The organism is Streptomyces sp. NBC_01506, from assembly GCF_045040295.1.
GTDB lineage: Bacteria > Actinomycetota > Actinomycetes > Streptomycetales > Streptomycetaceae > Streptomyces.
In genome coordinates this window covers 5,395,825-5,421,359 of the sequence record NZ_CP109422.1, presented here as the reverse complement: position 1 = coordinate 5,421,359, position 25,535 = coordinate 5,395,825, and the positions used below count along the sequence as shown (strand labels likewise).

The 25,535-nt window shown below is 69.0% G+C and carries 26 protein-coding genes; 11 read left to right on the top strand and 15 right to left on the bottom strand.

Going from position 1 to position 25,535, the window contains the following annotated elements:
• Positions 1 to 367 precede the first annotated feature (367 nt).
• A complete protein-coding gene (locus OG329_RS24045; RefSeq protein ID WP_405797973.1) occupies positions 368 to 1,576 on the top strand; it encodes a methyltransferase domain-containing protein in 1,209 nt (402 codons plus the stop codon).
• Here the strand turns inward: OG329_RS24045 and OG329_RS24040 are convergent.
• The 5 genes from OG329_RS24040 to OG329_RS24020 all read right to left on the bottom strand — a co-directional run bounded on the left by OG329_RS24040 (position 1,563) and on the right by OG329_RS24020 (position 4,788).
• Complete coding sequence (locus OG329_RS24040; RefSeq protein ID WP_405797971.1) at positions 1,563 to 2,126, bottom strand: hypothetical protein; 564 nt, start codon at positions 2,124 to 2,126, stop codon at positions 1,563 to 1,565. The genes OG329_RS24045 and OG329_RS24040 overlap by 14 nt on opposite strands.
• Positions 2,127 to 2,205: 79 nt before the next feature.
• Complete coding sequence (locus tag OG329_RS24035) at positions 2,206 to 2,493, bottom strand: DUF397 domain-containing protein (RefSeq protein WP_405797969.1); 288 nt, start codon at positions 2,491 to 2,493, stop codon at positions 2,206 to 2,208.
• A 21-nt stretch (positions 2,494 to 2,514) separates the two neighbouring features.
• Positions 2,515 to 2,724, bottom strand: a complete 210-nt coding sequence (locus OG329_RS24030; RefSeq protein WP_405797968.1) for a DUF397 domain-containing protein — start codon at positions 2,722 to 2,724, stop codon at positions 2,515 to 2,517.
• A complete protein-coding gene (locus OG329_RS24025; RefSeq protein WP_405797966.1) occupies positions 2,706 to 3,539 on the bottom strand; it encodes a helix-turn-helix domain-containing protein in 834 nt (277 codons plus the stop codon). Before OG329_RS24025 ends, OG329_RS24030 begins: the two co-directional genes overlap by 19 nt.
• Before the next feature lie 115 nt (positions 3,540 to 3,654).
• Complete coding sequence (locus OG329_RS24020) at positions 3,655 to 4,788, bottom strand: glutathione-independent formaldehyde dehydrogenase (protein ID WP_405797965.1); 1,134 nt, start codon at positions 4,786 to 4,788, stop codon at positions 3,655 to 3,657.
• A 157-nt stretch (positions 4,789 to 4,945) separates the two neighbouring features.
• Here OG329_RS24020 and OG329_RS24015 point away from each other — a divergent pair, with 157 nt between their 5' ends.
• The 5 genes from OG329_RS24015 to OG329_RS23995 all read left to right on the top strand — a co-directional run bounded on the left by OG329_RS24015 (position 4,946) and on the right by OG329_RS23995 (position 6,763).
• Positions 4,946 to 5,134 carry a hypothetical protein gene (locus tag OG329_RS24015; protein ID WP_405797964.1) on the top strand — a complete coding sequence of 63 codons (189 nt, stop codon included), beginning with the start codon at positions 4,946 to 4,948 and terminating at the stop codon, positions 5,132 to 5,134.
• A 99-nt stretch (positions 5,135 to 5,233) separates the two neighbouring features.
• Positions 5,234 to 5,725: a DUF2975 domain-containing protein gene (locus OG329_RS24010; protein WP_405797962.1), complete on the top strand. Its 492-nt coding sequence runs from the start codon at positions 5,234 to 5,236 to the stop codon at positions 5,723 to 5,725.
• Positions 5,725 to 5,991 (top strand): helix-turn-helix domain-containing protein, encoded by a 267-nt coding sequence (locus OG329_RS24005; protein ID WP_405797961.1) that lies wholly within the window; start codon positions 5,725 to 5,727, stop codon positions 5,989 to 5,991. Before OG329_RS24010 ends, OG329_RS24005 begins: the two co-directional genes overlap by 1 nt.
• Positions 5,992 to 6,200: 209 nt before the next feature.
• Positions 6,201 to 6,485, top strand: a complete 285-nt coding sequence (locus OG329_RS24000; RefSeq protein ID WP_405797959.1) for a hypothetical protein — start codon at positions 6,201 to 6,203, stop codon at positions 6,483 to 6,485.
• A gap of 65 nt (positions 6,486 to 6,550) precedes the next feature.
• Entirely contained in the window at positions 6,551 to 6,763 is a 213-nt protein-coding gene (locus tag OG329_RS23995) for a hypothetical protein (RefSeq protein ID WP_405801987.1), read from the top strand.
• Between the two features lie 33 nt (positions 6,764 to 6,796).
• Here the strand turns inward: OG329_RS23995 and OG329_RS23990 are convergent, their stop codons facing one another.
• A complete protein-coding gene (locus OG329_RS23990; protein ID WP_405797958.1) occupies positions 6,797 to 8,203 on the bottom strand; it encodes an FAD-dependent oxidoreductase in 1,407 nt (468 codons plus the stop codon).
• 455 nt (positions 8,204 to 8,658) lie between these two features.
• On the opposite strand from OG329_RS23990, the gene OG329_RS23985 reads away from it, so the two are divergent.
• Entirely contained in the window at positions 8,659 to 10,242 is a 1,584-nt protein-coding gene (locus OG329_RS23985) for a DUF6851 domain-containing protein (protein WP_405797957.1), read from the top strand.
• 123 nt (positions 10,243 to 10,365) lie between these two features.
• Positions 10,366 to 11,937: a DUF6851 domain-containing protein gene (locus OG329_RS23980; protein WP_405797956.1), complete on the top strand. Its 1,572-nt coding sequence runs from the start codon at positions 10,366 to 10,368 to the stop codon at positions 11,935 to 11,937.
• A gap of 168 nt (positions 11,938 to 12,105) precedes the next feature.
• Here OG329_RS23980 and OG329_RS23975 read toward each other — a convergent pair whose 3' ends face one another.
• Together OG329_RS23975 and OG329_RS23970 are read right to left on the bottom strand one after the other, a co-directional pair.
• A complete protein-coding gene (locus OG329_RS23975; protein WP_405797954.1) occupies positions 12,106 to 12,792 on the bottom strand; it encodes a TetR/AcrR family transcriptional regulator in 687 nt (228 codons plus the stop codon).
• Between the two features lie 5 nt (positions 12,793 to 12,797).
• The gene (locus tag OG329_RS23970) at positions 12,798 to 14,369 is read right to left on the bottom strand and encodes an MFS transporter (RefSeq protein WP_405797953.1); all 1,572 of its coding nucleotides are present in this window, start codon (positions 14,367 to 14,369) and stop codon (positions 12,798 to 12,800) included.
• Positions 14,370 to 14,508: 139 nt separating this feature from the next.
• Here OG329_RS23970 and OG329_RS23965 point away from each other — a divergent pair, with 139 nt between their 5' ends.
• Both OG329_RS23965 and OG329_RS23960 read left to right on the top strand, forming a co-directional pair.
• Positions 14,509 to 14,739 (top strand): FitA-like ribbon-helix-helix domain-containing protein, encoded by a 231-nt coding sequence (locus tag OG329_RS23965; RefSeq protein ID WP_405797952.1) that lies wholly within the window; start codon positions 14,509 to 14,511, stop codon positions 14,737 to 14,739.
• Positions 14,736 to 15,158: a type II toxin-antitoxin system VapC family toxin gene (locus OG329_RS23960; protein ID WP_405797950.1), complete on the top strand. Its 423-nt coding sequence runs from the start codon at positions 14,736 to 14,738 to the stop codon at positions 15,156 to 15,158. The genes OG329_RS23965 and OG329_RS23960 overlap by 4 nt, the downstream gene beginning before the upstream one ends.
• A gap of 35 nt (positions 15,159 to 15,193) precedes the next feature.
• Here OG329_RS23960 and OG329_RS23955 read toward each other — a convergent pair whose 3' ends face one another.
• The 6 genes from OG329_RS23955 to OG329_RS23930 all read right to left on the bottom strand — a co-directional run bounded on the left by OG329_RS23955 (position 15,194) and on the right by OG329_RS23930 (position 23,544).
• Positions 15,194 to 16,336: an acyl-CoA dehydrogenase family protein gene (locus OG329_RS23955; RefSeq protein WP_405797948.1), complete on the bottom strand. Its 1,143-nt coding sequence runs from the start codon at positions 16,334 to 16,336 to the stop codon at positions 15,194 to 15,196.
• A complete protein-coding gene (locus OG329_RS23950) occupies positions 16,333 to 18,312 on the bottom strand; it encodes an acetyl/propionyl/methylcrotonyl-CoA carboxylase subunit alpha (RefSeq protein WP_405797947.1) in 1,980 nt (659 codons plus the stop codon). The genes OG329_RS23955 and OG329_RS23950 overlap by 4 nt, the downstream gene beginning before the upstream one ends.
• An 8-nt stretch (positions 18,313 to 18,320) precedes the next feature.
• Complete coding sequence (locus OG329_RS23945; RefSeq protein WP_405797945.1) at positions 18,321 to 19,919, bottom strand: acyl-CoA carboxylase subunit beta; 1,599 nt, start codon at positions 19,917 to 19,919, stop codon at positions 18,321 to 18,323.
• Positions 19,916 to 21,661: an acyclic terpene utilization AtuA family protein gene (locus OG329_RS23940; protein ID WP_405797943.1), complete on the bottom strand. Its 1,746-nt coding sequence runs from the start codon at positions 21,659 to 21,661 to the stop codon at positions 19,916 to 19,918. The genes OG329_RS23945 and OG329_RS23940 overlap by 4 nt, the downstream gene beginning before the upstream one ends.
• On the bottom strand, positions 21,658 to 22,449 hold the full coding sequence (locus OG329_RS23935) for a TIGR03084 family metal-binding protein (protein WP_405797942.1): 792 nt from the start codon (positions 22,447 to 22,449) through the stop codon (positions 21,658 to 21,660). The genes OG329_RS23940 and OG329_RS23935 overlap by 4 nt, the downstream gene beginning before the upstream one ends.
• A gap of 90 nt (positions 22,450 to 22,539) precedes the next feature.
• On the bottom strand, positions 22,540 to 23,544 hold the full coding sequence (locus OG329_RS23930) for an EamA family transporter (RefSeq protein WP_405797941.1): 1,005 nt from the start codon (positions 23,542 to 23,544) through the stop codon (positions 22,540 to 22,542).
• A gap of 190 nt (positions 23,545 to 23,734) precedes the next feature.
• Between OG329_RS23930 and OG329_RS23925 the strand changes: the two genes are divergently transcribed.
• Positions 23,735 to 24,748 carry an NAD-dependent epimerase/dehydratase family protein gene (locus tag OG329_RS23925; protein ID WP_405797940.1) on the top strand — a complete coding sequence of 338 codons (1,014 nt, stop codon included), beginning with the start codon at positions 23,735 to 23,737 and terminating at the stop codon, positions 24,746 to 24,748.
• A gap of 207 nt (positions 24,749 to 24,955) precedes the next feature.
• Here OG329_RS23925 and OG329_RS23920 read toward each other — a convergent pair whose 3' ends face one another.
• Entirely contained in the window at positions 24,956 to 25,522 is a 567-nt protein-coding gene (locus OG329_RS23920; protein WP_405797938.1) for a GNAT family N-acetyltransferase, read from the bottom strand.
• Positions 25,523 to 25,535: the final 13 nt, after the last annotated feature.

The following is a 25,535-nucleotide window of genomic DNA, read 5'->3' as shown; positions in this document are numbered from 1 at the left end:
TGGGTACGACGCTATAAACGGCCCACTCGGCCCACCAGCGGTCCAACGCCACCGCTGGGGTGGACCCAACACCACCTTCCGACGCAGCCGTTACGGGTGGTCCGGAAGCGTGGTCCGGAAGCGTGGAACTCCCGTGATCACGGACAGAAGGGGCTATCCCCGCTCCCGGCCACCAATGCGCCCTGCACGGACCGGGCATCATTTCCTACGGTGGAAAAGGAAATCCACGCCTTCTGGAGGCACGTATGGACGCGGCACTGGCCAAACACCGCAACCCCATTGGCGATGATGTTCACCAGCCAAACCGTCCCCTCTCGCCGCCGCAGCCGACACCACCGCCGCCTGCCCCGGACAAGAAGTAGGTGCGGTGAGCACAACAGCGGTGTTGGCTGCCCACACGGAGCAGTTCCTCGCCGAGGTCGCCCAACTCGTCCGGCCGTTGCCGCCCGCTCTCGACCGCGCTATGCGCGCGGTACCGAGGCATCTGTTTCTTCCGGCTGTCATCTGGCCGCGCGACGGGGAGGGCGGCTACCGGCCGTGCGACCGGGCCACAGACCCGGACGACTGGCTGAGCGCGGCCTACAGCGACGCGCCGCTCGTCACGCAGCTCACCGACGGAGTTCCGACGTCGTCGGCGTCCATGCCCTCCATGGTGCTCCGCACGCTCGCTCTGGCGGACCTGGATCTGGACCGCGAGTCGGCAGGGCGGCGCGTTCTCGAACTGGGCGCGGGCACCGGGTTCAACGCGGCCCTGCTGTGTCAGCTTTGCGGCGATCAGGCGGTCACCACCGTCGAGTTGGACCCCACGGTCGCGGCGGAGGCGGAACGGAATCTGAAGGCTGTCGGCCACGCGCCGAGGGTGGTACGCGGTGACGCCGGGGCCGGCTGGTCGGCCGGGGCTCCGTACGAGCGGATCATCGCCACGTTCTCGGTCGACCGAATTCCGGCGGCCTGGCTGGAACAGACCGAACCGGGCGGACGCATCGTCACCCCGTGGAACTCCGCCTGGTGCGGCGGCTACGGCACGCTGGTGCTGACGACGACACCGGACGGGGGCGGCGGCGGCGAGGGCCGGTTCCACAACTTCGCCTCGTACATGGCGATGCGGGAACCTGCCCCGTCGACTCCCGCGCCCGCCGACGACGACGGCAGCGGCCCGCCGCCCGAGCAGGTGACGTCCTCGGCCTTGTCACCGTGGGCAGTGGCCGGTGGAGATCTGAACGCCGAGTTCCACGTCGGCCTCGCCGTTCCCGGAGCCTATTTCTCCTGGGACGCGAGCGGGGAGCACGCTCCCACACGGCTCGACGTGGCCGACGACACCGGGCTGTCCTGGGCGACGGTCGACTACGACGGCCAGCATGCCGACCGGTTCACCGTCACCCAAGCCGGTCCCCGGCGTTTGTGGGACGAGATCGCTGCCGCGTACGCCGGTTGGGAGAACCTTGGCCGCCCGAGCGTCGACCGGTACGGGCTCACGGTTAAGGCGGCGGGGGATCAGACGGCGTGGGCGGAGGGGACGGACGGCACCCGTGAATGGGTTTCCCTCGATGCTGCGGTTGATCTCAGTCAATCGTAAAGCCCCAGAAGATGCCGACTTCCGTGGCGGAGAGAGCGATGACACCGCAGTCCAGTACATGCCCGGTGAACCCCTCATAGGCACCTTCTCGACGGAACATGTCGGCATGGGGATTCTCTCGCGCCGTCGCCGCGTTGGTGAAGAACAGCGCGTCTCCCCCGAACCGTTCCAGAATCACTCGCGCATGAGAGGTCAACTCGGCCTCTCGTACGGAGAATTCCGGAATACCTTCCACCTGGAACCACTCTCCCAGGAGAGTGACCATGATCTGTTCCGCGCCCCTCCTGGACACAGGGAATACCGAATCGAAATCGGCGGGTGTGACGGCAACGAAGGGGCTTTCCGGGGCAGTGCCGTAATCCCGCCCTCCCGGCGCCTTGATCAGCCTCAACCAGCCACGGGGATCGCCCGTCCTCAACTGCATGGCATCGAGGGCATCCTGTCTCCAGTCATCGTGCCCCCGCGCGCCGACAGCCGCGAACATGACTTCCCCGAAGAGATTCCGCAAGGAACAGTTCCAAGACGCCTTGCCCATCTGGCTGTCAACCATTCTCGAATCTCCAGAGGACGGTGAAGCGCCCCGCAGACCGGTGGGAACGGGCTACGGGGCGGTGTTGGACGGGGGCGGATCAGGCGTCCAACGCGCCTTGCTTCACGGCCGAGATGAAGGATGCCCAGCCGGACGCGTCGAACGCCAGCACCGGGCCGTGCGGGGTCTTGCTGTCGCGCACGGGGACGACGGGGGCGAAGTCGTCAGAGACCTCGACGCACTCGCCGCCATCCGAGTTGCTGTAGGAACTCTTGCGCCAGCTAGCGGCGCTGGCGAAGTCGTCAGAGACTTCGAGGCAGGCGCCGCCATCCGAGTTGCTGTAGCTGCTCTTACGCCAGGTGATGGCGCTCAGGTCGATGGATCGCACGCTGCAACCTCCAACTGGGCGTCAGGTGCCCAAGGTTCCGACCTTCACGGCCGAGACGAACGAAGCCCAGCCGGACGCGTCGAACGCCAGCACCGGGCCGTGCGGGGTCTTGCTGTCGCGCACGGGGACGACGGGGGCGAGGTCGTCAGAGACCTCGACGCACTCGCCACCGTCTGGATTGCTGTAACTGCTCTTACGCCAGGTGACGATGCTCAGATCGAGGGATCGCATGACACTTCCTCCAACATGCGTAGGACGAACTTTCGCGACTTGGCAGGGGACAGGGCCAGATCGCGCACCACATCGTAGGCGCGCTGCAAGCGTTCGACCATCGGGCTCTCCTCGATGAGTTGGCCCCAGTAGGTGTTCTCGGTGTACGCCACGGGGCGCCCATCCGGTAGTCGCAGGAACATCACTGCGCTTCCCACCAGACCGTGCAATCCCTCACTTTGCGGCAACACCTGAATGGTCACGTCCCCGCACTCCCCCAAGTACTCCAACTGTTCGCGCCACTTCCCTGCATCCCTGCACGGTGTCCGAAGCACCGCCTCCGAGAGGATCGTTCGGAATGGCGGCGCGCTGTCCCCTTCCAGCAACTCCCGCCGCCCCATCCGCGCTTCAACCTGCTGCTCAAGCGCCTCCCCCTTGAACCCGCCCGCCACCAGCACCTCACGCGCGTAGTCCTCCGTCTGCAACAACCCCGGCAGCACACTGACTCCGAAGTGCCACAGGCTCGTCGCCTCCGCCTCCAACGACATGTATCGCCGGTACTGCTCCTTGAACTGCGACTTGTCGCCCACCGCCAGCTCCCACAACGCCAGCAACAACCCCGGCGTCCCGTAATACGTGTCGAGTGCCTGGACGACCTCCGGGCCGCCCAGCGTCTCGCCCTTCTCCATTTTGCCGAACAACGACCAGTCCCAGCCCAGCCGTTCACCGAGCTGGCGCAGGCTCTCGCCGCGTGCGGCGCGCAGTGCGCGCAGCTCTTGGGCGAACCGCGCCCGGGGCTCCCTGCTGCGGCCGGTGACCGCTCGTCTCGTCGGCATGGGTGCTGCCCTCCGCGCGTTCGTAACGGGTCCGTCACGCACGGTAGTTCACGACGAGGCCCCACGCCGGGCAAACGGGCAACAACCAGCCGGACGAGCTGCCGCAGGGCTACGGCTACGGGTGCAGCATCACCTTTGTGTAGCCCTCGATGCGCTTGTCGAACTTGTCGTACGCCGATGCCGCCTGATCCAGGGGCAGTTCATGAGAGACCACGAAGCTCGGAGTCGCCCTGCCGTCGATGATCATGTCCCGCAGGAACCGGTTGTAGTTCTTCACGTTGCACTGACCCGTGCCCATCCGCAGGCCCTTCTCGAAAAGCTTGCCGATGGCGACGAGAAGCATGCCCTGCTTGGACTGGTCGTCAGGGCCGCCGGGGTCGGCCGGGACATAGAGGCCCGGTACGCCGAGTGCTCCGGTGGCGCGGACCGTTGCGACGAGGGAGTTCAAGACGCTCGCCGGCTCCTCGTGGCCCGCGCTCTGCGCCTTCGCCTGGTAGCCCACGGCGTCGATGCCCTTGTCCGTGCCGACGCCCCCGGTCTGCTCCTTGATCTGCTCGACCGGGTCGCCTTCGCCGAAGTTGATCGGAATCGCGCCTATCTCCTCGGCCTTGGCCAGCCGCTCGGGGACCCGGTCCACGACGAAGACCTTCCTGGCGCCGCGCAGCAGGGCCGAGTAGGCGGCCATCAGGCCGACCGGCCCGGCGCCGTACACCGCGACGCTCTCGCCGGGGCGGACGTCGGCGAGTTCGCAGCCGTGATAGCCGGTGGGGAAGATGTCGGCGAGCAATATGAAATCGCTCTCGTGCTCCTGTCCCGGCGGCAGCTTCAGGCAGTTGAAGTCGGCGTAGGGAACGCGCAGGTATTCGGCCTGGCCGCCCTTCCAGGGGCCCATGGCGACGTAGCCGTAAGCACCCCCGGCGAAACCGGGGTTGACGGTCGTACAGAATGCGGTGAATCCGTCGACGCAGTTGGCGCAGAATCCGCAGGCGACGTTGAAGGGCATGACCACGCGGTCGCCCTTCTTGAGGCCGGTGACGCCCTGGCCGATTTCGTCGATGATTCCCATGTTCTCGTGACCGAAGACGATGCCGGGCTCGGCGGCGGTGCGGCCCTCGTACATGTGCAGGTCAGAGCCGCAGATCGCGGTGGTGCTGATCCGTACGATCACATCGTTCGGATGCTGGATGCTGGGCTTTTCGACATCTTCGACCGCGACTTCGAAAGGTCCCTTGTATACGACGGCCTTCATGGCTGCCACCTCCGCTCGACTTGCTCGCGTGTGTGATGTGCCCCACCCCCGCGTGACCCATGTCTCATGGTTCTCCGCCCTGCCCGATGAGGCAAATCGGTATTCTCCGGTGAATTACCGTCGGCGCCGTACCATGAATGAGGGAGGTCCGCGAGACATGTCCGCTCAACGATTGGGTACTTTGCTTGTCTCCGCACCAGGACTGTCCGGCACCGTTTACCCGCCCGGCACGACCGTGACTGTCCAGGGAAGCGGCTCCGCCGTCGACGCCTTCGTCAACGGTGACTGGCTGGCCCTGTCCTGGTGGGAGTTCTCCGACGGTCTCCGCGAGGACATCGCGGACTAGGTCGCGTACTGGGTCGCCCACTCCCAGCCCACTCCTAGCCCTTGCCTCACCTATCGAGATTCGATAGATTCCCATCGTATCTCGATCGAAGGATGGGTCATGGGAAAACTGACAGTGCGTGCTCTGCGCGCCGTGCTCATGGCGGTGCTCACCGGCACCGTGTTCGTACAGGCAGTGATGGTGTGGGCGTTGGTCAGCGGGAACGACCCGGAGGACGGGTCGCTCCCGCTGACCGCGCTGCGCGTGATCACGATCCTGGGCATCGGAACGGCCCAGGTCGCCCTGGCCTGTGTATGGCGACTGGTGACGATGGTGCGACGCGGAACGGTGTTCTCCCCCGCCGCCTTCCGGTACGTGGACTTCATCATCGGCGCGATCGTCGCGGCTGCTCTTGTGTGGTTCGCGGTCACGGCCCTGAACGCGCCCGACCAGGGGGACGACCCGGGCGTCACCGTCATCATGGGCGGGATCGGCGTGGCCATCCTGGGAGTCGCGCTCATCGTGCTCGTGCTGCGGATGCTGCTCGCCCAGGCCGTCGCCCGCGACGTCGAAGCGGCGCGGATGCAGGCCGAGTTGGACGTGGTGATCTGATGCCGATCACCGTCGACATCGACGTGATGCTTGCCAGGCGGAAGATGTCCGTGGGCGAACTCGCCGACCGCGTAGGGATCACGCCCGCCAACCTGGCGGTACTCAAGAACGGCCGCGCCAAGGCGGTGCGCTTCGCGACGCTCGCCGCGCTCTGCGAGGTGCTCAAGTGCCAGCCGGGAGACCTGCTTCGCTGGGAGGCCGAGGACGCCGCAGGCACCGCGGGCACCGCAGGCACCGCAGGCGCCGCGAGCACCGCGGGCGAATGAACCGTGCCGGCCGGCGCGTTTTCCCGGTTCGGCCCCTTCGTGGAACGTGTGGAACGTGTCGGGGCACCGAGGGAAGCACCCCTCGCCCTCGGTCCCGGCCGCTCCCCCGCTGACGCATTCTCGTAATGCACCCCTCACGCACGGTAGTTCAGACCATTCGTCGGTCGGGGTGGAGAAGTCGCGCAGCAACGAGCCGAAGGAGACCCCCCATGACGTCTGCGACTCCCAAGCCGCCGCTCCCCAGCCGTACCCCGCCCAGCCCTCTCCCCCCGGACAAGGTCCAAGAGGCCGTCGAAGCGCGGGACGTGTTGGCTGCGGCGCTGACGCGGGCCGGGATTCAGTTGCCCGCCATGGATGTCCGTACGCCGTGGCCGGTCACCGACGACAGCGAGGCCGGGCGGGACACGCGCTACGCCCTGGTCCATCTCGGCGTCTGCTCCGCCCCCGTCGCGCTCGCGCTCGCCGCCGTGATCGTGGACGGGGCCGGCCGGTGACAGACGGTGCGCGGCCGGTGTGGCCGGTGTCGGAGGCCCAAGCGCCCCCGCCGTCGCCCGTACGTATCGGGGACACCGTCCATGACACCGCCCGTGACCGCGTCGGCGTCGTCACCGACCGGCAGGGTCCGTACTTCCAGCTACGCCCGCTCGGCGGCGGACGCGAGTGGGACGCCGACCCGGCCGGCGTACGGCCGCTGAGCCCGGCCGAACTGCTCAGCGCCCGCCTCGCATACGCCAACACCCGCAGTCGCGGTCGCGCGGGCCGGAGCGACTGACCGGAGAGCCCGGCCCGCCGCCCCGCGTCAGGCTCAGCTCCCGATGCTCTGCGCGTGCCGGAAGAAGTTCGGCGCGTCGTACCGGCGTTTGACCGACACCAGCCGGGAGTAGTTCTCGGCGTAGTACGCCTGCCGCCAGTCCCCCAGGTCCGGGTTGGGGAAGTTGAGGTACGACTCGCCGCTCGAGAGCGGGTCGATGACGTCGAAGGCCTGGATGGGCCACTGCATCGCGGCCTCGGCCTCCTCCGCCGGTGGCTGGGCGTTGGGCAGCAGGGTCGCGCAGGCCACGAAGAACTCCGTGCCCCGGTGCACGTACGCGGTCTGTCCGCGCGGGACCTCGTTGGCGACTCCGCCCAGTGCCGTGAGGTAGAGGTACGTGGTCAGGCCCGGCCTGCGGTTGGCCTCGAAGACGGTGAGCAGGTCGGCCACCCCGGAGGCGCCCGTGGGGCGGTCGAGCATCCGGGTCCGCTCCCTGAGGAAGGGGGTACGGGGGATCTTGGCGTCCGGGTTCGTGCCGGCGCGGTGGCACTGCTCGACCGTGAACTGTTCGCAGCCGTAGACGGCCTTCATCGCCTCGTCGTACGGAAGGTCCTTGACCGTACGGAAGGTGGGGGTGGCACCGGCCTCGGCGGCCAGTTCGTTCAGCGCCTGCTCCATCTCCGACTGCGGCCCGTGGTAACCGCCGTTGATCTTGATCATCGGCACATTGCCCGGGGAGCCGTCACGCAGGAGCACGTTCAGCGTCGAACCGAGGTTGTTCGAGCCGTTGGAGCACCACTCCTGCCAGGCCGTGATGATCTCCTGGGCCTTGTCCCACGGCCACAGGCTGTCGAAGTACACCATGCGAGGCGCCGATATCGGACGTACCTCGAAGTCGACGGCCACCCCGAAGTTGCCGCCGCCACCGCCGCGCAGGGCCCAGAAGAGATCGGCGTGCGACCGCTCGGAGGCGCGCACGATCCGGCCGTCGGAGAGGACCATCCGGGCCGACACCAGGCGGTCGCTCGCGACGCCGAACTTCCGTACCTGAAATCCGATGCCCCCGCCCGAGATGTAGCCGCCCTGGCGCACGGTGGCACAAGTGCCCGTCACGATCTGCCTGTTGTACGGCCTGAGCGTGGCCAGCGCGTCGACGCTCTGCACGCCGGGGCCGAGCCGCACCGTCTCCGCACCCACCGAGACACCGTTGAGCCGGGAGACGTCGAGGACCATGCCCCGGCCGGTGGACCAGCCGGCCAGGCTGTGGCCGCCGCTGCGGGTGTGTACCGCGATGTCGTGGTCGCCGGCGAACTTGATGGCCGTGCTGACGTCCTGGGGAGTCTCGCAGTAGACGATCGCGCGCGGTTTCACGGTGTCCAGCTCGACCAGAACGCCTTGCTTGGAATAGTCGTAAGCCTGGTCGGAAGGCAGCACCACATCGCCCTTGAGATGCCTGCGCAATTGCCCCCATTTATCTTCACTGCCGTATGCCGACCGCATGGATGACCCGACAGTGGCAGCCGCCAGCGCCATGCCGCCGCCACCGCGGAGAAGGGATCGTCTACTCAGCATCGTTCCTCCAGAAATAGAGACCAGAACGTCGGCCCGACATTTATTCTGTCTGCGGTGAGCAGGGACAACGGGCGTGGCACGGCTACTTTCGCCACCCCGTGAAGGGTCGATGCGAGCACTCGGCATGTCAAGAAGATTTCTGCCTTAGTTCATTTCTAGTGACACTTGAGCGGCGACCAGTACGGTGGCGGACCAGGAATTCAGCGCGTGAATAAGTGCATATTTGGCTCGACTGCTCGGCCGCTCGACATTGACCGGCGTCGACCAGAAAACAAACAATGGAAATGCCGCAGCCGCGTCGCGGTATCGACCTGGGGGAACCAAATGGGACAAGGAACATCACCATGACGATTTCCGGTCACACTTCTGTCGCGGGCACCTCGCTGGGCCGCAGATCGCTGATGGTCGGCGGCGCCTCGGCCGTGGCGCTGTCCACGCTGTCCACACTGCCCTTCGCCCGCACGGCCTTCGCCGCCACCGGCGACGAGGCGGCCCCGATCGACCTCGACCTGGACAAGGACAACTACATCAAGTGGGCCCAGCCCGGCGAGGCGCAGGCCGGCGAGGAGGGCAGGCTGGCGTTCATCGGGCCGATGGACGCGACCGTCTTCCTGTGGACGAGCCGGGTGGCGATCATGTCGGTCTTCGACGCGCTCGCGCCGTACCACGAGACCGCGGTCGGCGTGCACTCGCGGATCCCGCGCCGCCCCGCGAGCGAGTCCGCCACCAACCGGAACATGAACATCGCGGTCATCTACGCGCAACTGTCCATCTGGAAGCGCATGCTGCCGAACGACACGGCGGGCATCCGGCAACTGATGGTCGCGCTCGGTCTGAACCCCGACGACGAGTCGGAGAACCTGACCTCCCCGATCGGTATCGGCAACGTGGCGGGGAAATCGGTCTGGGCGGCCGTGAAGAACGACGGCATGAACGCCCTCGGCTACGAAGGCGGCCGCAAGTACCACCCCACACCCTGGGCGGACTACACCGGCTATGTGCCCGTGAACACGCCGTACAAGCTGTCCAACCCCTCGCGCTGGCAGCCCTTCCTCGGCGCCCACAACGGCCGCCGGGTCGGCGGCGGCCCCGGCGACATGGGCATCTTCGTCAGCCAGCACTTCGTGACCCCGCACATCCGGCTGACCAACCCCTACATCTTCAAGGACCCGGCCAAGTACCGGCTCGCGCCGCCCACGCACACCGATCACACCAACACCCGTGCCTACAAGCGGTCGGTGGACGAGATCATCGAGGCGTCGGCCACGCTCACCGACGAGCGCAAGGCGCTCGCCGAGATCATGGACAACAAGACCTGGGGCATCGGCTACTCCTCCATCGTCGTCGCCCGGCACAACGACCAGAACGACGAGATGGGCGTGCAGGGCTGGGCCCACTGGTCGCTCCAGCACCTGCTGGCGACCTTCGACACGCTGATCGTCGCCTGGCATCAGAAGGCCATCTACGACTCGGTGCGGCCGTTCAGCGCCGTACGGCACGTGTACGGCCGCAGCAAGCTGACGGGCTGGGGCGGTGCGGGTATCGGCACGGTCGACGATCTGCCCGCCAACGAGTGGGCCAGCTATCTGCCGGTGAGCGACCACCCGGAGTATCCGTCCGGCTCCACGACGATCTGTGCCGCCGCCGCGCAGACGGCGCGGCGCTACTTCGGCTCCGACGACCTGGACTGGACGCTCACGTTCCCGGCCGGCTCGTCGCTGGTGGAGCCGGGAATCGGCCCCGCCAAGGATCTCAAGATCAGCTTCGGCACCTTCACCGACCTCGAGAACGCGTGCGCCAGCAGCCGGGTGGACGGTGGCGTCCACTTCAAGAAGACGGTCGAGAGGTCCCTGGACTTCGGTTCCCAATTCGGCGACATGGCCCACGAGTTCGTACAGCGGCACGTCAGCGGCAACGTCAAGGACTGACCCCCGCTCCGCCGCGCGGCCCGAAGGCCGGGGCGGCACGGCCATCGACACCCCGTGCCTCACGAAGGGCCTGCGCGGGCTCGCCTCCGCAGGCCCTTCCCCGTCAAGAAAAGGAAGACGAACATGACGACGTCCGCACTCACCTCTGCCGCCGGCACCTCGCTGGGCCGCAGAACGCTGCTGCTCGGCGGCTCCTCCGCCGCCCTGACCATGCTGGCCTTCTCACGAACGGCCGGTGCGGTCACCAGCGACGAGCCACTCAAGATCGATTTCGACCTGGACAGAGACAACTACGTCAAGTGGGCCCAGCCCGACGACGACCAGGCCGGTCAGTCGCCCAGCCTGGCGTTCATCGGGCCGATGGACGCGACCGTCTTCCTGTGGACGAACCGAGCGGCGATGCTGTCGGCGTTCGACGCGCTGGCGCCGTACCACGAGACCGCGGTCGGCGTGTACTCCAAGATTCCGCGCCGCCCCGCGAGCGAGTCCGCCACCAACCGGAACATGAACATCGCCGTCATCTACGCCCAGCTCGGAATCTGGAAGCGTCTGCTGCCACGTAACGTGGGCGGTCTGGTGCAGGTGATGACCGCGCTCGGCCTGGACCCCAACGACGAGTCGGAGAACCTGACCAGCCCGATCGGCATCGGCAACGTGGCGGCCAAGACCGTATGGGGGGTCCTGAGCCATGACGGTATGAACGTCCTCGGCTACGAGGGCGGCCGCAAGTACCACCCCGTGCCCTGGGAGGACTACACCGGCTACGTGCCCGTGAACACGCCGTACAAGCTGTCCAACCCCTCCCGCTGGCAGCCGCAGTTGGGCCCCCACAACGGCCGCCGGGTCGGTGGCGGCCCCGGCGACATGGGCATCTTCGTCAGCCAGCACTTCGTGACCCCGCAGGCCGGGCTGACCAAGCCCCACATCTTCCGGCACCCGAAGCAGTTCCCGCTCGCCCCGCCCACGCACAGCGACCACACCCGGGCGCGGGACTACAAGCGGTCGGTGGACGAGATCATCGAGGCGTCGGCCTCGCTCAACGACGAGCGCAAGGCGCTCGCCGAGATCATGGACAACAAGCTGTGGGGCATCGGCTACTCGTCCATCATGGTGGCCAAGAACCACGATCAGGACAACCGGATGGGCGTGCACGGCTGGGCGCACTGGACGCTCCAGACCATCCTGGCGACGTTCGACACCCTGATCGCCGGCTGGCATCAGAAGCGGGTCTACGACGCCGTGCGGCCGATCAGCGGAGTCCGGCATCTGTACGGCCGCAGCAAGCTGACGGCCTGGGGCGGTCCCCACAAGGGCACGGTCGACGACCTTCCGGCCAACGAGTGGCGCGGCTATCTGACGACGGGCGACCACCCGGAGTACCCGTCGGGCTCCACGACGCTGTGCTCCGCCGGGTCCCAGGCGGCGCGGCGCTACTTCGGCTCCGACGTACTGGACTGGACGTTCACCTTCCCGGCCGGCTCGTCGCTGGTGGAGCCGCAGACCAACCCCGCCAAGGACGTCCAGGTGCACTTCGCCACGTGGACCGAGTTCGACAAGGCGTGTGCCGTGAGCCGGGTGGACGGCGGCGTCCACTTCAAGAAGACGGTCGAGAGGTCCCTCGTGTGGGGTGAGCAGTTCGGCGACCTGGCCCACGAGTTCGTACAGCGGCAGGTCAGGGGCGACGTCAAGGACTGACGAACCCGCCGCGACGGAAAGGGGGCCCCCGGTACTCGGTGCAGCCGAGTACCGGGGGCCCCTTTCTCCCGCACGGGCGGGAAGCCTCACAGAGCGCTCACAGAGCGCTCGCGGACCGCCTCGCGGACCGCCTCACGGACCGCCTCGCGGACCGCCTCACGGACCGCCTCACGCGTCGCCGCGCCCGGTGTGAGCCGGGCCTCCGACCGTGGTGTCCACCGGGCGTCCGACGTCGTCCGGGTGTTCCAGCACCGCCAGAGCCCGTTCGATCATCTCCACCAGATCGGCGTCCTCGCTGTGGTCTCCCCACAGCACCTGGTGGAAGGCGCCCGTCACGGCGCCGACCAGGACGCGCAGCTCCAGATTGTCCGCGGGCAGGCGGGCCCGTTCGGCGAGCACCTCGCTCACGTAACGGATCCACCCGTCCTGGGATTCGCCCACCAGGGCCCGCATCGCGGGCACCTGGCGCACGAGATCCCGCCGCCAGCGGTACTCCTCGCTGAAGTCCTCGGCGAGTCTGCGCACCATCTCCGTCACCACCGCCCGCAGGGCGGCCAGCGGAGGCTCGTCCGCCGGGCGCTCGCGCAGGAACGCCATGCTGAAATTGGCGTAGTCGTTTGTGAGGACGATGTGTTCCTTGGTGGGGAAGTAACGGAAGACGGTGCTCGGGGAGACCTCGGCCGCCGCGGCGATCTGCTCGATGGTGGTGTTCTCGTACCCTCGCTCATCGATCAGCAGTCGGGCTGCCGCACGGATTGCGTGACGCGTGCGCAGTTTCTTGCGTTCGCGCAGGCCAAGGCCGGGTTCGGCGCCTGCGATCGCCGATACCGGTGCGCTGGTCGTTTCAGAGGGCATACGAGTCATTGTCGCGCACCGTCCACTGTGTCGGGGAGCGCCTCGGGCAGCGGCTTGTCCTCTGCCGCGGCCTCGGCGTCGGCGTCGGCGTCGGTCTTCTTGTTCTCCCGGCTGTCCGGCAGCTTGAAGGCGCCGAGGATCGCGGCAAGGATGCCGGCGACACCGCAGACCAGCAGCACCGTGCCCATACCGCTGACGAAGGCGGACTCCGCGGACTGTGCCAGTGCCGGCATGTCCAGCTCTGTCGCGACCTTCTGCGCGGCCACCACGGACTCCTCGGCGACCTCGGCCGCCTCGGCCGGCACCCCGCTGGTGTCGACCTTGTCGGCGAACACGGCGTGCAGCACACTGCCCAGCAGGGCGATGCCGATGGCGCCGCCGACCTGGCGCAGGGTGGTGTTCAGCCCGCTGCCGGTGCCTTCCTTGCCCTTGGGCAGTACGCCCAGAGCGGTGTCCAGGGCCGGCACCATGACCAGGCCGACGCCCAGTCCGGTGAGGACCATCCAGATCACGGTGAAGCCGTAGCCGGTGTCGGTGTCCGTGGTGCTGCCGAGGAACATCGCCAGGGACATGATCGTCAGACCGGCGACGACCAGCGGCCGGGTGCCGATCTTGATGGTCAGCGGCGGCACGATCTTGGCGATGACCATCATTCCGGCCAGCAGCGGCATCAGACGTACGCCGGTGCCGAAGGCGTCGTTGCCCTGGATGACCTGGAGATACTGCGGCAGCACGAACATCAGGCCCATGAACACGAACGTGCCGAGGATCAGGAAGATCGTGTTCCAGCGGAAGGTCGGGTTACGCAGCAGCTCCAGGTCCACCATCGGGCGGGTCTGGCGCTGCTCGCGCAGGACGAGGCCGACGAGCAACAGCAGACCGCCGGTGATCGAGGAGAGGATCAGCGGATCGCCCCAGCCCTCGGCGGGCGCTTCGATGACACCGAAGACGAGAGCGCCGAGACCGACGATGCCCAGGGTCGTACTGATCATGTCGACCTTGGGAGCCGATGGGTCCTTGGTCTCGGGGATCAGCAGGACACAGGCGATGATGCCGATGGCGACCAGCGGGACGTTGATGACGAAGACCGAGCCCCACCAGAAGTGATCAAGCAGCCAGCCGCCGATCAGGGGTCCGAGCGGCAGGCCGATCGAGACACCCACGGTGATGATCGCGATCGCCTTGGTCTGCTCCTCGCCCTTGAACAGGGTCGGGATGATCGACAGCGACAGCGGCATGATCAGCGCGGCGCCCAGACCCATGACCGCACGGGCCCCGATGAGCGCGCCCGGCGTGGAGACCAGCGTGCCGATGATCGAGCCCGCCAGGAAGATCAACAGCCCGGCGACCAGCATTTTGCGCCGTCCGAAGCGGTCACCGAGGAAGCCGGCGGGGAGCATCGCGGAGGCGAAGACAACGGCGTACGAGTCGATGATCCACTGCAACTCGCCCGTGGAGGCGCCGGTCTCGGCGGCCAGGGTGGGCAGGGCGACGTTCAGGATCGTCGTGTCGAATCCGATAACGAGGACGCTGATGGTCAGCGCGATCAGCGCCAACCAGCGATTTTTGACAGCCATAGCGAAAAGATAGCAGCTCTCGCTTGAGAGCGAATAGAGATTGGATGAGTCTCGCCGAATACCTGATCATGACGCAGGCATGACATCTTTTCCCGGCCTATTGACTGCACAACGACTGCACTGATGCTAAAATGCAGGCATGACCGCGATCACAGTCCGGGATGTCCCGGATGAGACAGTCAACGCCCTGAAGGTCCGCGCCGCACAGGCCGGGAAGTCGCTCCAGGCGTACGCCTTGGACCTGCTCACCCGGGAAGCCGCCAAGCCCACCCTCACAGAGATGGCCGCACGGCTGGAGCGTGAAACCCGTACCGAGCTCGATACGAGGGACATCCTTGACGCCATCGAGGACGGGCGGCACCGACGTTGATCGTCATTGACTGCTCCAGCCTCGTGCACTTCCTCCTCGACCACGGCAAGACCGGAACCGCGATCCGTGAGCGGGTGAGCCTCGCCGGTACTCTCGCGGCGCCGGGCCTACTGGACTACGAGATCACCTCGGCCACCTTCGGGCTGGCCCGCGGCCGCAGAGGAGGCAAGCCGAGAATTACGGAAGCGGAGGCGCTGAAGGCGATCACCGACTACCAGGCCCTCGCTGTCGACCTGCACCCAACGCTGGTCCTGTGGCAGCGCGTTCGCGAGCTGTCGAACAACCTCTCCGTCTACGACGCGCATTACGTGGCCCTCGCCGAGAGCTTCGGTGTTCCGCTGGTCACCAGCGACGCCAGGATCGAGCGCAGCGGGGCGGCGCGCTGCACGATCGAGACCTTCGAGGCACCCGGCACCTGACCCCGGCGGCACCAACGTGTGGGCTCAGTACGGGCTCAGTACGACTTGGGGAGACCCAGGGACTGGTGGGAGACGTAGTTCAGGATCATTTCGCGGCTGACGGGTGCGATGCGGGCCACCCGGGACGCGGTGATGAGGGACGCCAGTCCGTACTCACGCGTGAGCCCGTTGCCACCGAGGGTGTGTACGGCCTGGTCGACGGCGTGTACGCAGGCCTCCCCCGCCGCGTACTTGGCCATGTTGGCCGCCTCGCCCGCGCCCGCGTCGTCGCCCGCGTCGTACAGGTGCGCGGCCTTGCGCATCATCAGGCGGGCGAGTTCGATCTCGATGTGCGCCTGGGCGAGCGGGCGCGCGATGGCCTGGTGCGCGCCGATGGGCTGCCGCCAGACCTGCCGGGTCTTGGCGTAGTCGACGGCCTTGTCGAGCGCGTAACGGCCCATGCCGAGGGCGAAGGCGGCGGTCATGACGCGTTCGGGGTTGAGACCGGCGAAGAGTTGGAGGAGTCCGGCGTCCTCGTCGCCGACGAGGGCGTCGGCGGGCAGCCGTACATCCTCCAGCACCAGCTCGAACTGCTTCTCCACCGCCTGGAGTTCCATGTCGATCTGCGAGCGCTGGAAGCCCTGCGCGTCGCGCGGGACGATGAACAGGCAGGGCTTGAGGGAGCCGGTCCTGGCGTCCTCGGTGCGGCCGACGACGAGCGTGGCGTCGGTGATGTCGACGCCGGAGACGAAGACCTTGCGGCCGTTGAGTATCCAGCCGCCCCCCTCGCCCTCGGCCGCCTTGCGGGCGGTGGTGGTGATGCGGTGCGAGTTGGAACCGGCGTCGGGTTCGGTGATGCCGAAGGCCATGGTGCGCGAGCCGCCGGCGAGGCCGGGGAGCCATTCGCGCTTCTGCGCGTCGGTGCCGAAGCGGGCGATGACGGTGCCGCAGATGGCGGGCGACACGACCATGAGGAGCAGCGGACAGCCGGCGGCACCCAACTCTTCGAGGACGATGGAGAGTTCGGCGAGTCCACCGCCTCCGCCGCCGTACTCCTCGGGGAGGTTCACGCCGAGATAGCCGAGCTTGCCCGCCTCGCTCCACAGCGTCTCGCGGTCGAAGGCGCGGCCGTGGCGGCGGCCGAGGGCCGCGACGGCGGCGCGGAGGTCCCGGTGTTCCTGTGTCTCGACGATGCTCAACTTTCCTCCTGTGCGGTGTCCGTGACTACGGCGAGGAGCGCGCCGACCTCGACCTGTTGGCCGGGTACGGCGTGGAGCGCGGTGAGCGTGCCGGAGGCGGGAGCGGTGATGCGGTGCTCCATCTTCATGGCCTCCAGCCAGATGAGCGGCTGCCCGGCGGTGACGGCGCTGCCCTCACCGAGCCCGTCCGCGATCCGTACGACGGTCCCGGGCATGGGCGCGAGCAGCGAACCGGGCGCGGTGGCGGTGCGGGGGTCGGTGAAGCGGGGGTGGGCGAGGAGGCGGTACGAGGCGGTGGGGCCGTCCACGTAGACGTGCTCGCTTCCGTACTCCTTCACGTCGAAGTGGCGTTGCACTCCGGCGACTTCGAGCGTGACGCGGTCGGGTGCGACGTCGACGGCGCGCACCGCGTCGTCCTCGACGCGGAATCCGTCGCGGGTGCGGTGGTAGCGCACCTCGTACCGCACCTCGTGCCCGCCGTACGTCTTGGTCTGCGGCTGCGACGGGAGGTTCCGCCACCCGCCGACCGGGTGGCCCCGGCGGACGGCGTCGGCGAGCGCGGCGGCGAGGGCGGCGTGCCGGGCGCTGTCGTTGCCGTTGCCGTTGCCGTCGTCGGCGGCGGCGGCGGGCTCCGTGAGCGCGACGAGATGCCGGTCGTAGAACCCGGTGTCGGGCAGGCCGCCGGTGAACTCCGGGTGGCGCAGGGACCGTACGAGCAGTTCGCGGTTGGTGACCGGCCCGTGCACCCGTGCCCGGCGCAGCGCGTCGGCCAGTCGTCGCACGGCCTCGGCGCGGGTGGGCGCCCAGGCGACGACCTTGGCGAGCAGGGAGTCGTAGTGCACCCCGACGCTGTCTCCGGGCCCGTAGCCGGAGTCGACGCGCAGCCGGGGCCGGTCGCCTCGCGCGGTCGCGGCGAGGGCGGGTCCCGGCACCGCCAACTCGTGCACCCGGCCCGGTTGCGGTGCCCAGCCCCGCGCCGGGTCCTCCGCGTACAGGCGGGCCTCCACCGCGTGGCCGCGCGAAGTCGGCGGGTTCGCCGGGAGCCGGGCGCCTTCCGCGACGGCGAGTTGGAGCGCCACCAGGTCGACGCCGAACACCTCCTCCGTCACCGGGTGTTCGACCTGGAGGCGGGTGTTCATCTCCAGGAAGTACGCGCGGCCCTGCGGCGAGAGCAGGAACTCGACCGTGCCCGCGCCCCGGTACCGCACCGCGCGCGCCGCCGTGACCGCCGCGTCCGTGAGCGTCGCGCGCAGCTCCGCCGTCAGACCGGGCGCCGGGCACTCCTCGATCACCTTCTGGTGGCGTCGTTGCAGGGAGCAGTCGCGGGTGCCGAGCGCCCACACCGTGCCGTACGCGTCGGCGAGGATCTGGACCTCGATGTGCCGGCCCCGTTCCACGTACGGCTCCGCGAAGACCTCGCCGTCGCCGAACGCCGACCGGGCTTCGGCGGCGGCCGCCGCCAACTCGCCCGGCAGGTCGGCCACTTCACGGACGACCCGCATTCCCCGGCCGCCGCCGCCCGCCGCCGCCTTGATCAGCAGCGGCAGATCCGCCCCGGTCGCGGACGCCGGGTCCACCGGCGCCAGGTGCGGTACGCCCGCCGCCGCCATCAGCTCCTTCGCCCGTGTCTTGGACGCCATCGCCTCCATCGCGTCCGGCGGCGGCCCCACCCACACCAGCCCGGCATCGAGCACCGCCCGTGCGAACTCAGCGTTCTCCGACAGGAATCCGTAACCGGGATGCACCGCGTCCGCGCCCGCCGCGAGGGCCGCCTTCACGATCAGATCGCCGCGCAGATACGTGTCGGCGGGCGCGGCCCCCGGCAGCCGTACCGCCGCGTCCGCCTCCCGTACATGCAGCGATTCGGCGTCCGCGTCCGAGAAGACCGCGACCGTGCCGATGCCCCGCTCGCGGCAGGTCCGGAAGACACGGCACGCGATCTCGCCGCGGTTCGCGACGAGGAGAGTGGATATCACCGTAAGCCTCACATTCGGAAGACGCCGAAGCCGCCGCGCACGCCCTCGATCGGCGCCGTACGGATCGCCGACAGACACAGGCCGAGCACGGTGCGGGTGTCACGCGGGTCGATGACCCCGTCGTCGTACAACCGCCCGGACAGGAACGCCGGCAGCGACTGAGACTCGATCTGCGCCTCAACCATCGCGCGCAGCGCCGCGTCCCCCTCCTCGTCGTACGGCAGCCCCTTGGCCGCCGCCGAGCCGCGCGCCACGATCGACAGCACGCCGGCGAGTTGCTGCGGCCCCATCACCGCCGACTTGGCGCTCGGCCACGCGAAGAGGAAGCGCGGGTCGTAGGCCCGGCCGCACATGCCGTAGTGCCCGGCGCCGTACGACGCGCCCATCAGCACCGACAGATGCGGGACGGTCGAGTTGGCGACCGCGTTGATCATCATCGCGCCGTGCTTGATGATGCCGCCCTGCTCGTACTCCTTGCCGACCATGTAGCCGGTGGTGTTGTGCAGGAAGATCAGCGGGATGTCGCGCTGGTTGGCGAGCTGGATGAACTGCGCGGCCTTCTGCGACTCGGCGCTGAACAACACCCCCCGCTCGTTGGCCAGCACCCCCACCGGACTGCCGTGCAGCTCCGCCCAGCCGGTCACCAGGCTCGGCCCGTACAGCGGCTTGAACTCGTCGAAGTCCGAGCCGTCCACGATCCGCGCCACGACCTCGCGCGGATCGAAGGGGATCTTGAGGTCGCCGGGGACGATGCCCAGCAGTTCGTCCGTGTCGTACTTCGGCGGCTCGGCGGGGCCGCAATCCGGTTGCGCCTTACGGTGGTTGAGGCGGGCGACGATCCGCCGCGCCTGCCGGATCGCGTCGGGCTCGTCCAGCGCGAAGTGGTCGGCGAGCCCCGACGTACGGGCGTGCATCTCCGCGCCGCCGAGCGATTCGTCGTCGCTCTCCTCGCCCGTCGCCATCTTCACCAGCGGCGGTCCGCCGAGGAAGACCTTCGACCGCTCCTTGATCATCACGGTGTGGTCGGACATGCCGGGGACGTAGGCCCCGCCCGCCGTCGAGTTGCCGAAGACGACCGCGACGGTGGGGATCCTGGCGGCGGACAGCCGCGTCAGATCGCGGAACAGCGCGCCGCCGGGGATGAAGATCTCCTTCTGGGAGGGGAGGTCGGCGCCGCCGGACTCGACGAGGCTGATGAGCGGCAGCCGGTTCTCGTACGCGATCTGGTTGGCGCGCAGGGCCTTCTTCAGCGTCCAGGGGTTGGACGCGCCGCCGCGCACGGTCGGGTCGTTGGCGGTGATGACGCATTCGACGCCCTCGACCACGCCGATGCCGGTGACCATGGACGCGCCCACGGGGTAGTCGCTGCCCCAGGCGGCGAGCGGGGACAGCTCCAGGAACGGGGTGTCGGGGTCGAGCAGCAGCTCGACGCGCTCGCGGGCGAGGAGCTTTCCGCGTTTACGGTGCCGGGCCACGTACTTCGCACCGCCGCCGGCCACCGCCTTGGCGTGCTCGGTGTCGAGGTCGGCGAGTTTGGTGAGCATGTCGGCGCGGTGCGCGGCGTATTCGGGGGACGTGGTGTCGAGCGCCGAGTGGAGCACGGTCACGGCAGCAGTACCTCCGGGATGTCGGCGTGCCGGGAGCGCAGCCACTCGCCGAGCGCCTTGGCCTGCGGGTCGAAGCGGGCGCGCGCGGCGACGCCTTCGCCGAGGAGGCCCTGGACGGTGAAGTTGAGGGCTTTGAGGTTCGGCAGGACGTGCCGGGTGACGGTCAAGTCGGCGGTCTCGGGGAGGAGTTGGCGGAACAGGTCGACGGTCAGCGCGTGCGCGAGCCAGCGCCAGGCGTCGTCGGTGCGTACCCACACGCCGACGTTGGCGTCCCCGCCCTTGTCGCCGCTGCGGGCACCGACGAGCAGGCCGAGCGGGGCGCGGCGGGTGGTGCGGACGGGCAGCGGGTCGGGGAGTTGGGGCTCTGGGACGGGCTCAAGTTTCTTAGTGCATACGGGAGTTGGCACCGGTACGCGCGTGTCGTCGGGCAGTACCGCCGTGTGCGGGACCTCGGCCGCGCCCACGTACGCCGCCTCGAAGACGCCGTACGGCGCGCCCTTGCCGGGCGGCGCGGTGACATGGAACCCGGGGTAACTGCCCAGCGCCAGCTCGACGGCGGCGCCGCTGACCGTCCGGCCGACCGCGTCCGGGTCGCTGTCACGGACGACCAGCCGCAGCAGCGCGCTCGCGGTCTCCTCGGTGTCGGCGTCCGCCCGGTCGGTGCGGGCCAGCTCCCAACGGACGTACTCCGGGGCCTGGTCGGCGCGCGCGAACGCGTCGGCGACCTGGACCTTGACCAGGTCGGCCTTGGCGTCGATGTCGAGTCCGGTCAGGACGAACACGATCTCGTTGCGCCAGCCGCCGATCCGGTTCAGCCCGACCTTGAGCGTGGGGGGCGGCGGCTCGCCGCGTACGCCGGTGATCCTGACCCGGTCGGGGCCGTCCTGGGTGAGCCGTACGGTGTCGAGCCGGGCCGTCACGTCGGGGCCCGCGTACCGGGCTCCCCCCGTCTCGTACAGCAACTGCGCGGTGACGGTGCCGATGTCGACGATTCCGCCGGTGCCGGGGTGCTTGGTGATGACGGCGGAGCCGTCGGCGTGGAGTTCGGCGAGAGGGAAGCCGGGGCGGCGCAGGGTGTGTGCGTGGTATGCGTGGTGTGCGTCGTGCTCGCGGAAGAAGGCGTAGTTGCCGCCGGTGGCCTGGGTGCCGCACTCCAGGACGTGCCCGGCGACGACCGCGCCGGCGAGTGCGTCCAGGTCAGTCGCGTCCCAGCCGAAGTGCGCGGCGGCGGGCCCGGTGACCAGGGCCGCGTCCGTGACGCGTCCGGTCACCACCACGTCGGCACCGGCCCGCAGGCACGCGGCGATCCCCGCCCCGCCGAGGTAGGCGTTGGCGGTGAGCACGCCCTCGCCCCACCGGCGATCGGCCGTCAGCAGGTCGTCGCCCTCGACGTGCGCGACGCGCACGGGGACGCCGACGCGCCCGGCCAGTTCGCGTACGGCGTCGGCCAGGCCCGCCGGGTTCAGCCCGCCCGCGTTGGCGACGATCTTCACGCCGCGTTCGTGCGCGAGCCCGAGCCCTTCCTCCAACTGCCGCAGGAAGGTCTTGGCGTAGCCGGAGGCCGGGTTCTTCTGCCGGTCGCGGCCGAGGATGAGCATGGTCAGCTCGGCGAGGTAGTCGCCGGTCACGACGTCGAGCGGGCCGCCGGTGAGCATGTCGCGCAGTGCGTCGAAGCGGTCGCCGTAGAAGCCGGAGGCGTTGCCGATCCGCAGGACGTCCGCGTCCGGGGTGCTCGTCGTCATGGCTTCTTCGCCGCCCGCCCCGGACCGGCCGGTCCCGCGAACGCCTGCGCGATGTCCAGCCAGCGGTCGGCGTCCGCGCCGTCGGCCCGCACGGCGAGGTCCGCGCGGTGGGCGCGCTGTGTCACGAGCAGACAGAAGTCGAGGGCCGGCCCGGTGACGCGCTGCGCGGCGTCCTCGGGGCCGTACGTCCACAACTCGCCTTCCGGGGCGGTGAGTTCGACCCGGAACGCGGTGGTTGGCGGTTGCTCGCCACGTACGACATAGGCGTAGTCGCGGGCCCGTACGCCGATCCACGCCACATGGCGCAGCCGCGCGGTCGGCTCGTGCCGCACGCCGAGCGCGTCGGCGATGTCCTGGCCGTGCGCCCAGGTCTCCATCAGCCGCGCGGTCGCCATCGACGGGGCGCTCATGGGCGGCCCGTACCAGGGAAAACGCGCGCCGGCGGGCGCGGAGCGCAGCGCCAGGTGGAGCTGGTCGCGGCCCTCGCGCCAGCGGGTGAGGAGTTGGTGCGGCGGCAGTACGGCTCCGGCCTGGGCGCCCTCGTCCACGAAGGTGTCGGGGGCGGCGAGCGCCTTCGCGGCCAGGCCGGCGAAGGCGGTCGCGTCGGTGACGGCGAGGAGGGACGCGGTGTCGGTCCAGGCCAGATGGGCGATCTGGTGGGCGACGCTCCAGCCCGCGGCCGGGGTGGGGAGCGACCAGCTCGTGTCGTCCAACTCGGCCACGAGCCGGTCGACTTCCTCACTCTCGCTGCGCAGATCGGCGAGGACTGAGGCGGCGGGGTCGGGCACGGGACGCACTCCGATCGGCTCTCGGGACACGGCGTGGTGCGGTGTCCCGGAGCATGGCAGCGCCCGGAGAAACAAGCAAGCGTGCTTGCTTTACTCGTTGACCCCCGCCACGGCGGCCAACTCCTTGCGCTTGCCCACCTGCGTACGGACCGCGCCCATGCTCGCCGCGATGACGAGCGCGATCGCCAGCGCGTCGGTGAAGGAGAGGCCCTGGTGCAGTACGAGGAAGCCGGCCATGGCCGCGAGTGCCGGTTCCGCGCTCATCAGGATCGCGAACGTCGGCGCGGGCAGCCGCCGCAGGGCGAGCAGCTCCAGGGTGTACGGCAGGACCGACGACATCAGCGCCACGGCGAGCCCGAGCCCGATCGTGGACGGCACCACCAGCTTCGAACCGGCCTCGATGATGCCCAGCGGCAGGCTGAGCAGCGCGCCGAAGGCCATGGCGAGCGCGAGCCCGTCGGCCTGCGGGAAGCGCCGCCCGGTCCGGGCGCTGAAGACGATGTACGTGGCCCACATCACGCCCGCCGCGAGCGCGAACGCCGCACCCACCGGATCGAGCCGGTCGAACCCGCCACCACTGAGCAGCAGCACACCACCGAGCGCGAGCCCGGCCCACAGGAGGTTGCCGAGCCTGCGGGAGGCGATCACGGACAGGGTGAGCGGCCCCAGGACCTCCAGGGTCACGGCGGCGCCCAGCGGGATGCGGTCGGCGGCCTGGTAGAAGAGGAGGTTCATGGCCGCGAGCACGGCACCGAAGACGAGCACCGTGCCCCAGTCGGCGCGCGAGTGACCACGGACCTTGGGCCGGCAGATCACGAGCAGGACGACGGCGGCGAGCACGAGCCGCAGCGTCACCACGCCCACAGCGCCGGTCCGCGGCATGAGCAGGACGGCGATGGACGCGCCGAACTGCACGGAGAGCATGCCGGTGACGACAAGCGCGACGGGCCCGACCGCCCGCCGCCGCCCGGCCCCCTGCGACCCCCCGGCGGCTGCCCCCACGGCCCCCTCGGCCCCCTCGGCCTCCGGGGTGACGGGCGCGGCACTGACGACTGCGGTACGCGGCTCATCCACCGGGGACCTCCTTCGGATCATCTAGGGCAACACAATGAACTGTCCAGACCAACATACTGCACCCAGAATACGAAGATGCTCGCCGGGTCCGCCTTTCACCATGACACGAATCGGCACGGGCCCAGACATCGGAGGTGGTGTGGCCGGCCGGGAGCGGGCGCCCTTGTCGCATGCTTCCCCCGCCTCCTCTCGTAACGGCAGGATCGGAGCCATGCGCATTCTGGTCATCGGCGGAACCTGGTTCCTGGGCAAGTCCATCGCGGAGCGAGCGCTCGGAAGGGGATGGGCCGTCACCACCTTCAACCGTGGGCAATCTGGCCCCGACGTCGAAGGCGTACAGCCGGTCCATGGCAACCGTATGGTCCAAACGGATCTGGACGAACTGGCCCAACACAGCCCGTGGGACGCCGTAATCGACACGTCCAGCTCGGACCTCGCGCCGCGAGATGTCTTGTTGGCCACTACCGCGCTCCGGGATATGTCACGGCGCTGGGTCCACATTTCCACCGTGTCCGTGTATCAAGGGTGGCCGCACCAGCCGTTGACGGATGCCTCGCCGCTGTTGGAATGCCCGGCAGACGCTGACGAGACCTACGGGTACACGGGCGAGGACGGGAGCCCCACCGTGTACGGATTCCAGAAGGCCGGCGGTGAACATGCCGTCACCGAAGCCTTCGGGGATGCCGCGGTCTTCCTGCGGCCGGGCGTGATCCTCGGGCCCGGTGAATACGTCGGCCGCCTCCCGTGGTGGCTGAGTAGGGCTGTACGCGGCGGGCGCATCGTGGCGCCGGCTCCGGCCGGGCGACGTATCCAGCCCGTGGACGTCCGGGACGTCGCGGAGTTCGCGCTGGGCCAGGCCGCGAGCGCGTCCAGCGGCGGCTATAACCTCACCCACCCTGAAGGGATCACCTTCGCCGACTTCGTCAGCGAGTGCCTGACGGTGGTGGACAGCACGGGCATCCCGGTATGGGTGGATCCGGACGTTCTGGTCGCACAGGGGGTGAGTCAGTGGACGGAGCTGCCGTTGTGGCGCACGCACGCCGGCGTGTGGTCGGTGGACTCAGGGCGTGCCGTTGCCGCAGGACTGCGCTGTCGGCCTATTACTGAGACGATTCGGGACACCTGGGCGTGGCTTGCCCGGGATGGGCGTCCCGTGCACCACCCGCGGTGGGCGGAGCACGGGATCGCCCCTGATAAGGAGGCGAAGGTCCTCGCCTCGCTGTGATCAGGCTTCGAGGGCGAGGAGCCCGATGTGTGGGCCGACCTGGTAAGGCGGGGTCAACACGCGGAGGTCGGCACCGGCCTCGCCGAGATCAAGAAGGCGCTGGGTGTGCTGGTCGAGCGGAGCGCCGATGCAAACCCTGCGCGGCGCAGACCCCACCCCATGCACCTGTCCGGCGCGACCAACGCGCCAGGACTTGTGCACAGCAGGTCACCTGACCGACGCGGGACCTGTCCCCTTCCATTCGCGTTCGAGAATCGAGTGCACGACGGAGTCACGCCACACGCCGGCCTTCTGCACGTGTTCGCGGATGACTCCCTCTTCGACCATGCCCGCCGTACTCATCACCCTCGCGGACGCTTCGTTCAGAGGAGATCGGGCACCCCAGACGCGATGCAGGTCCAACTCTTCGAATGCCAGGCCAAGCAGCAGATGTACGGTCTCCACCCCGTATCCCACACCCCAGGACGCGGGCCTCAGCGCAAAGCCGAAGGTGGCGGCACGGGGCTGATGCGGATCCATGGCGAGACGCCCGAACCCGATCATCGAGCCACTGTCTCGTTCGATCACGGCCACTGCGTACTCGGCACGAACGGCCTTGAGAGCAGACGCCATGCACCCGGCCAGGACGTTCTCGACATCCTCAACCGTGCGCGGGAGGAACGACATGTGCTCTGTCGCCTCAGCGCTGCCGTAGATGTCAAAGAGCGCGCCCGCATCGTCTTTCCGCAGCTCGCGCAGTCCAAGCCGCTGACTGGACCTCTTGATCGGGTGCATGGCGAAACCCTAC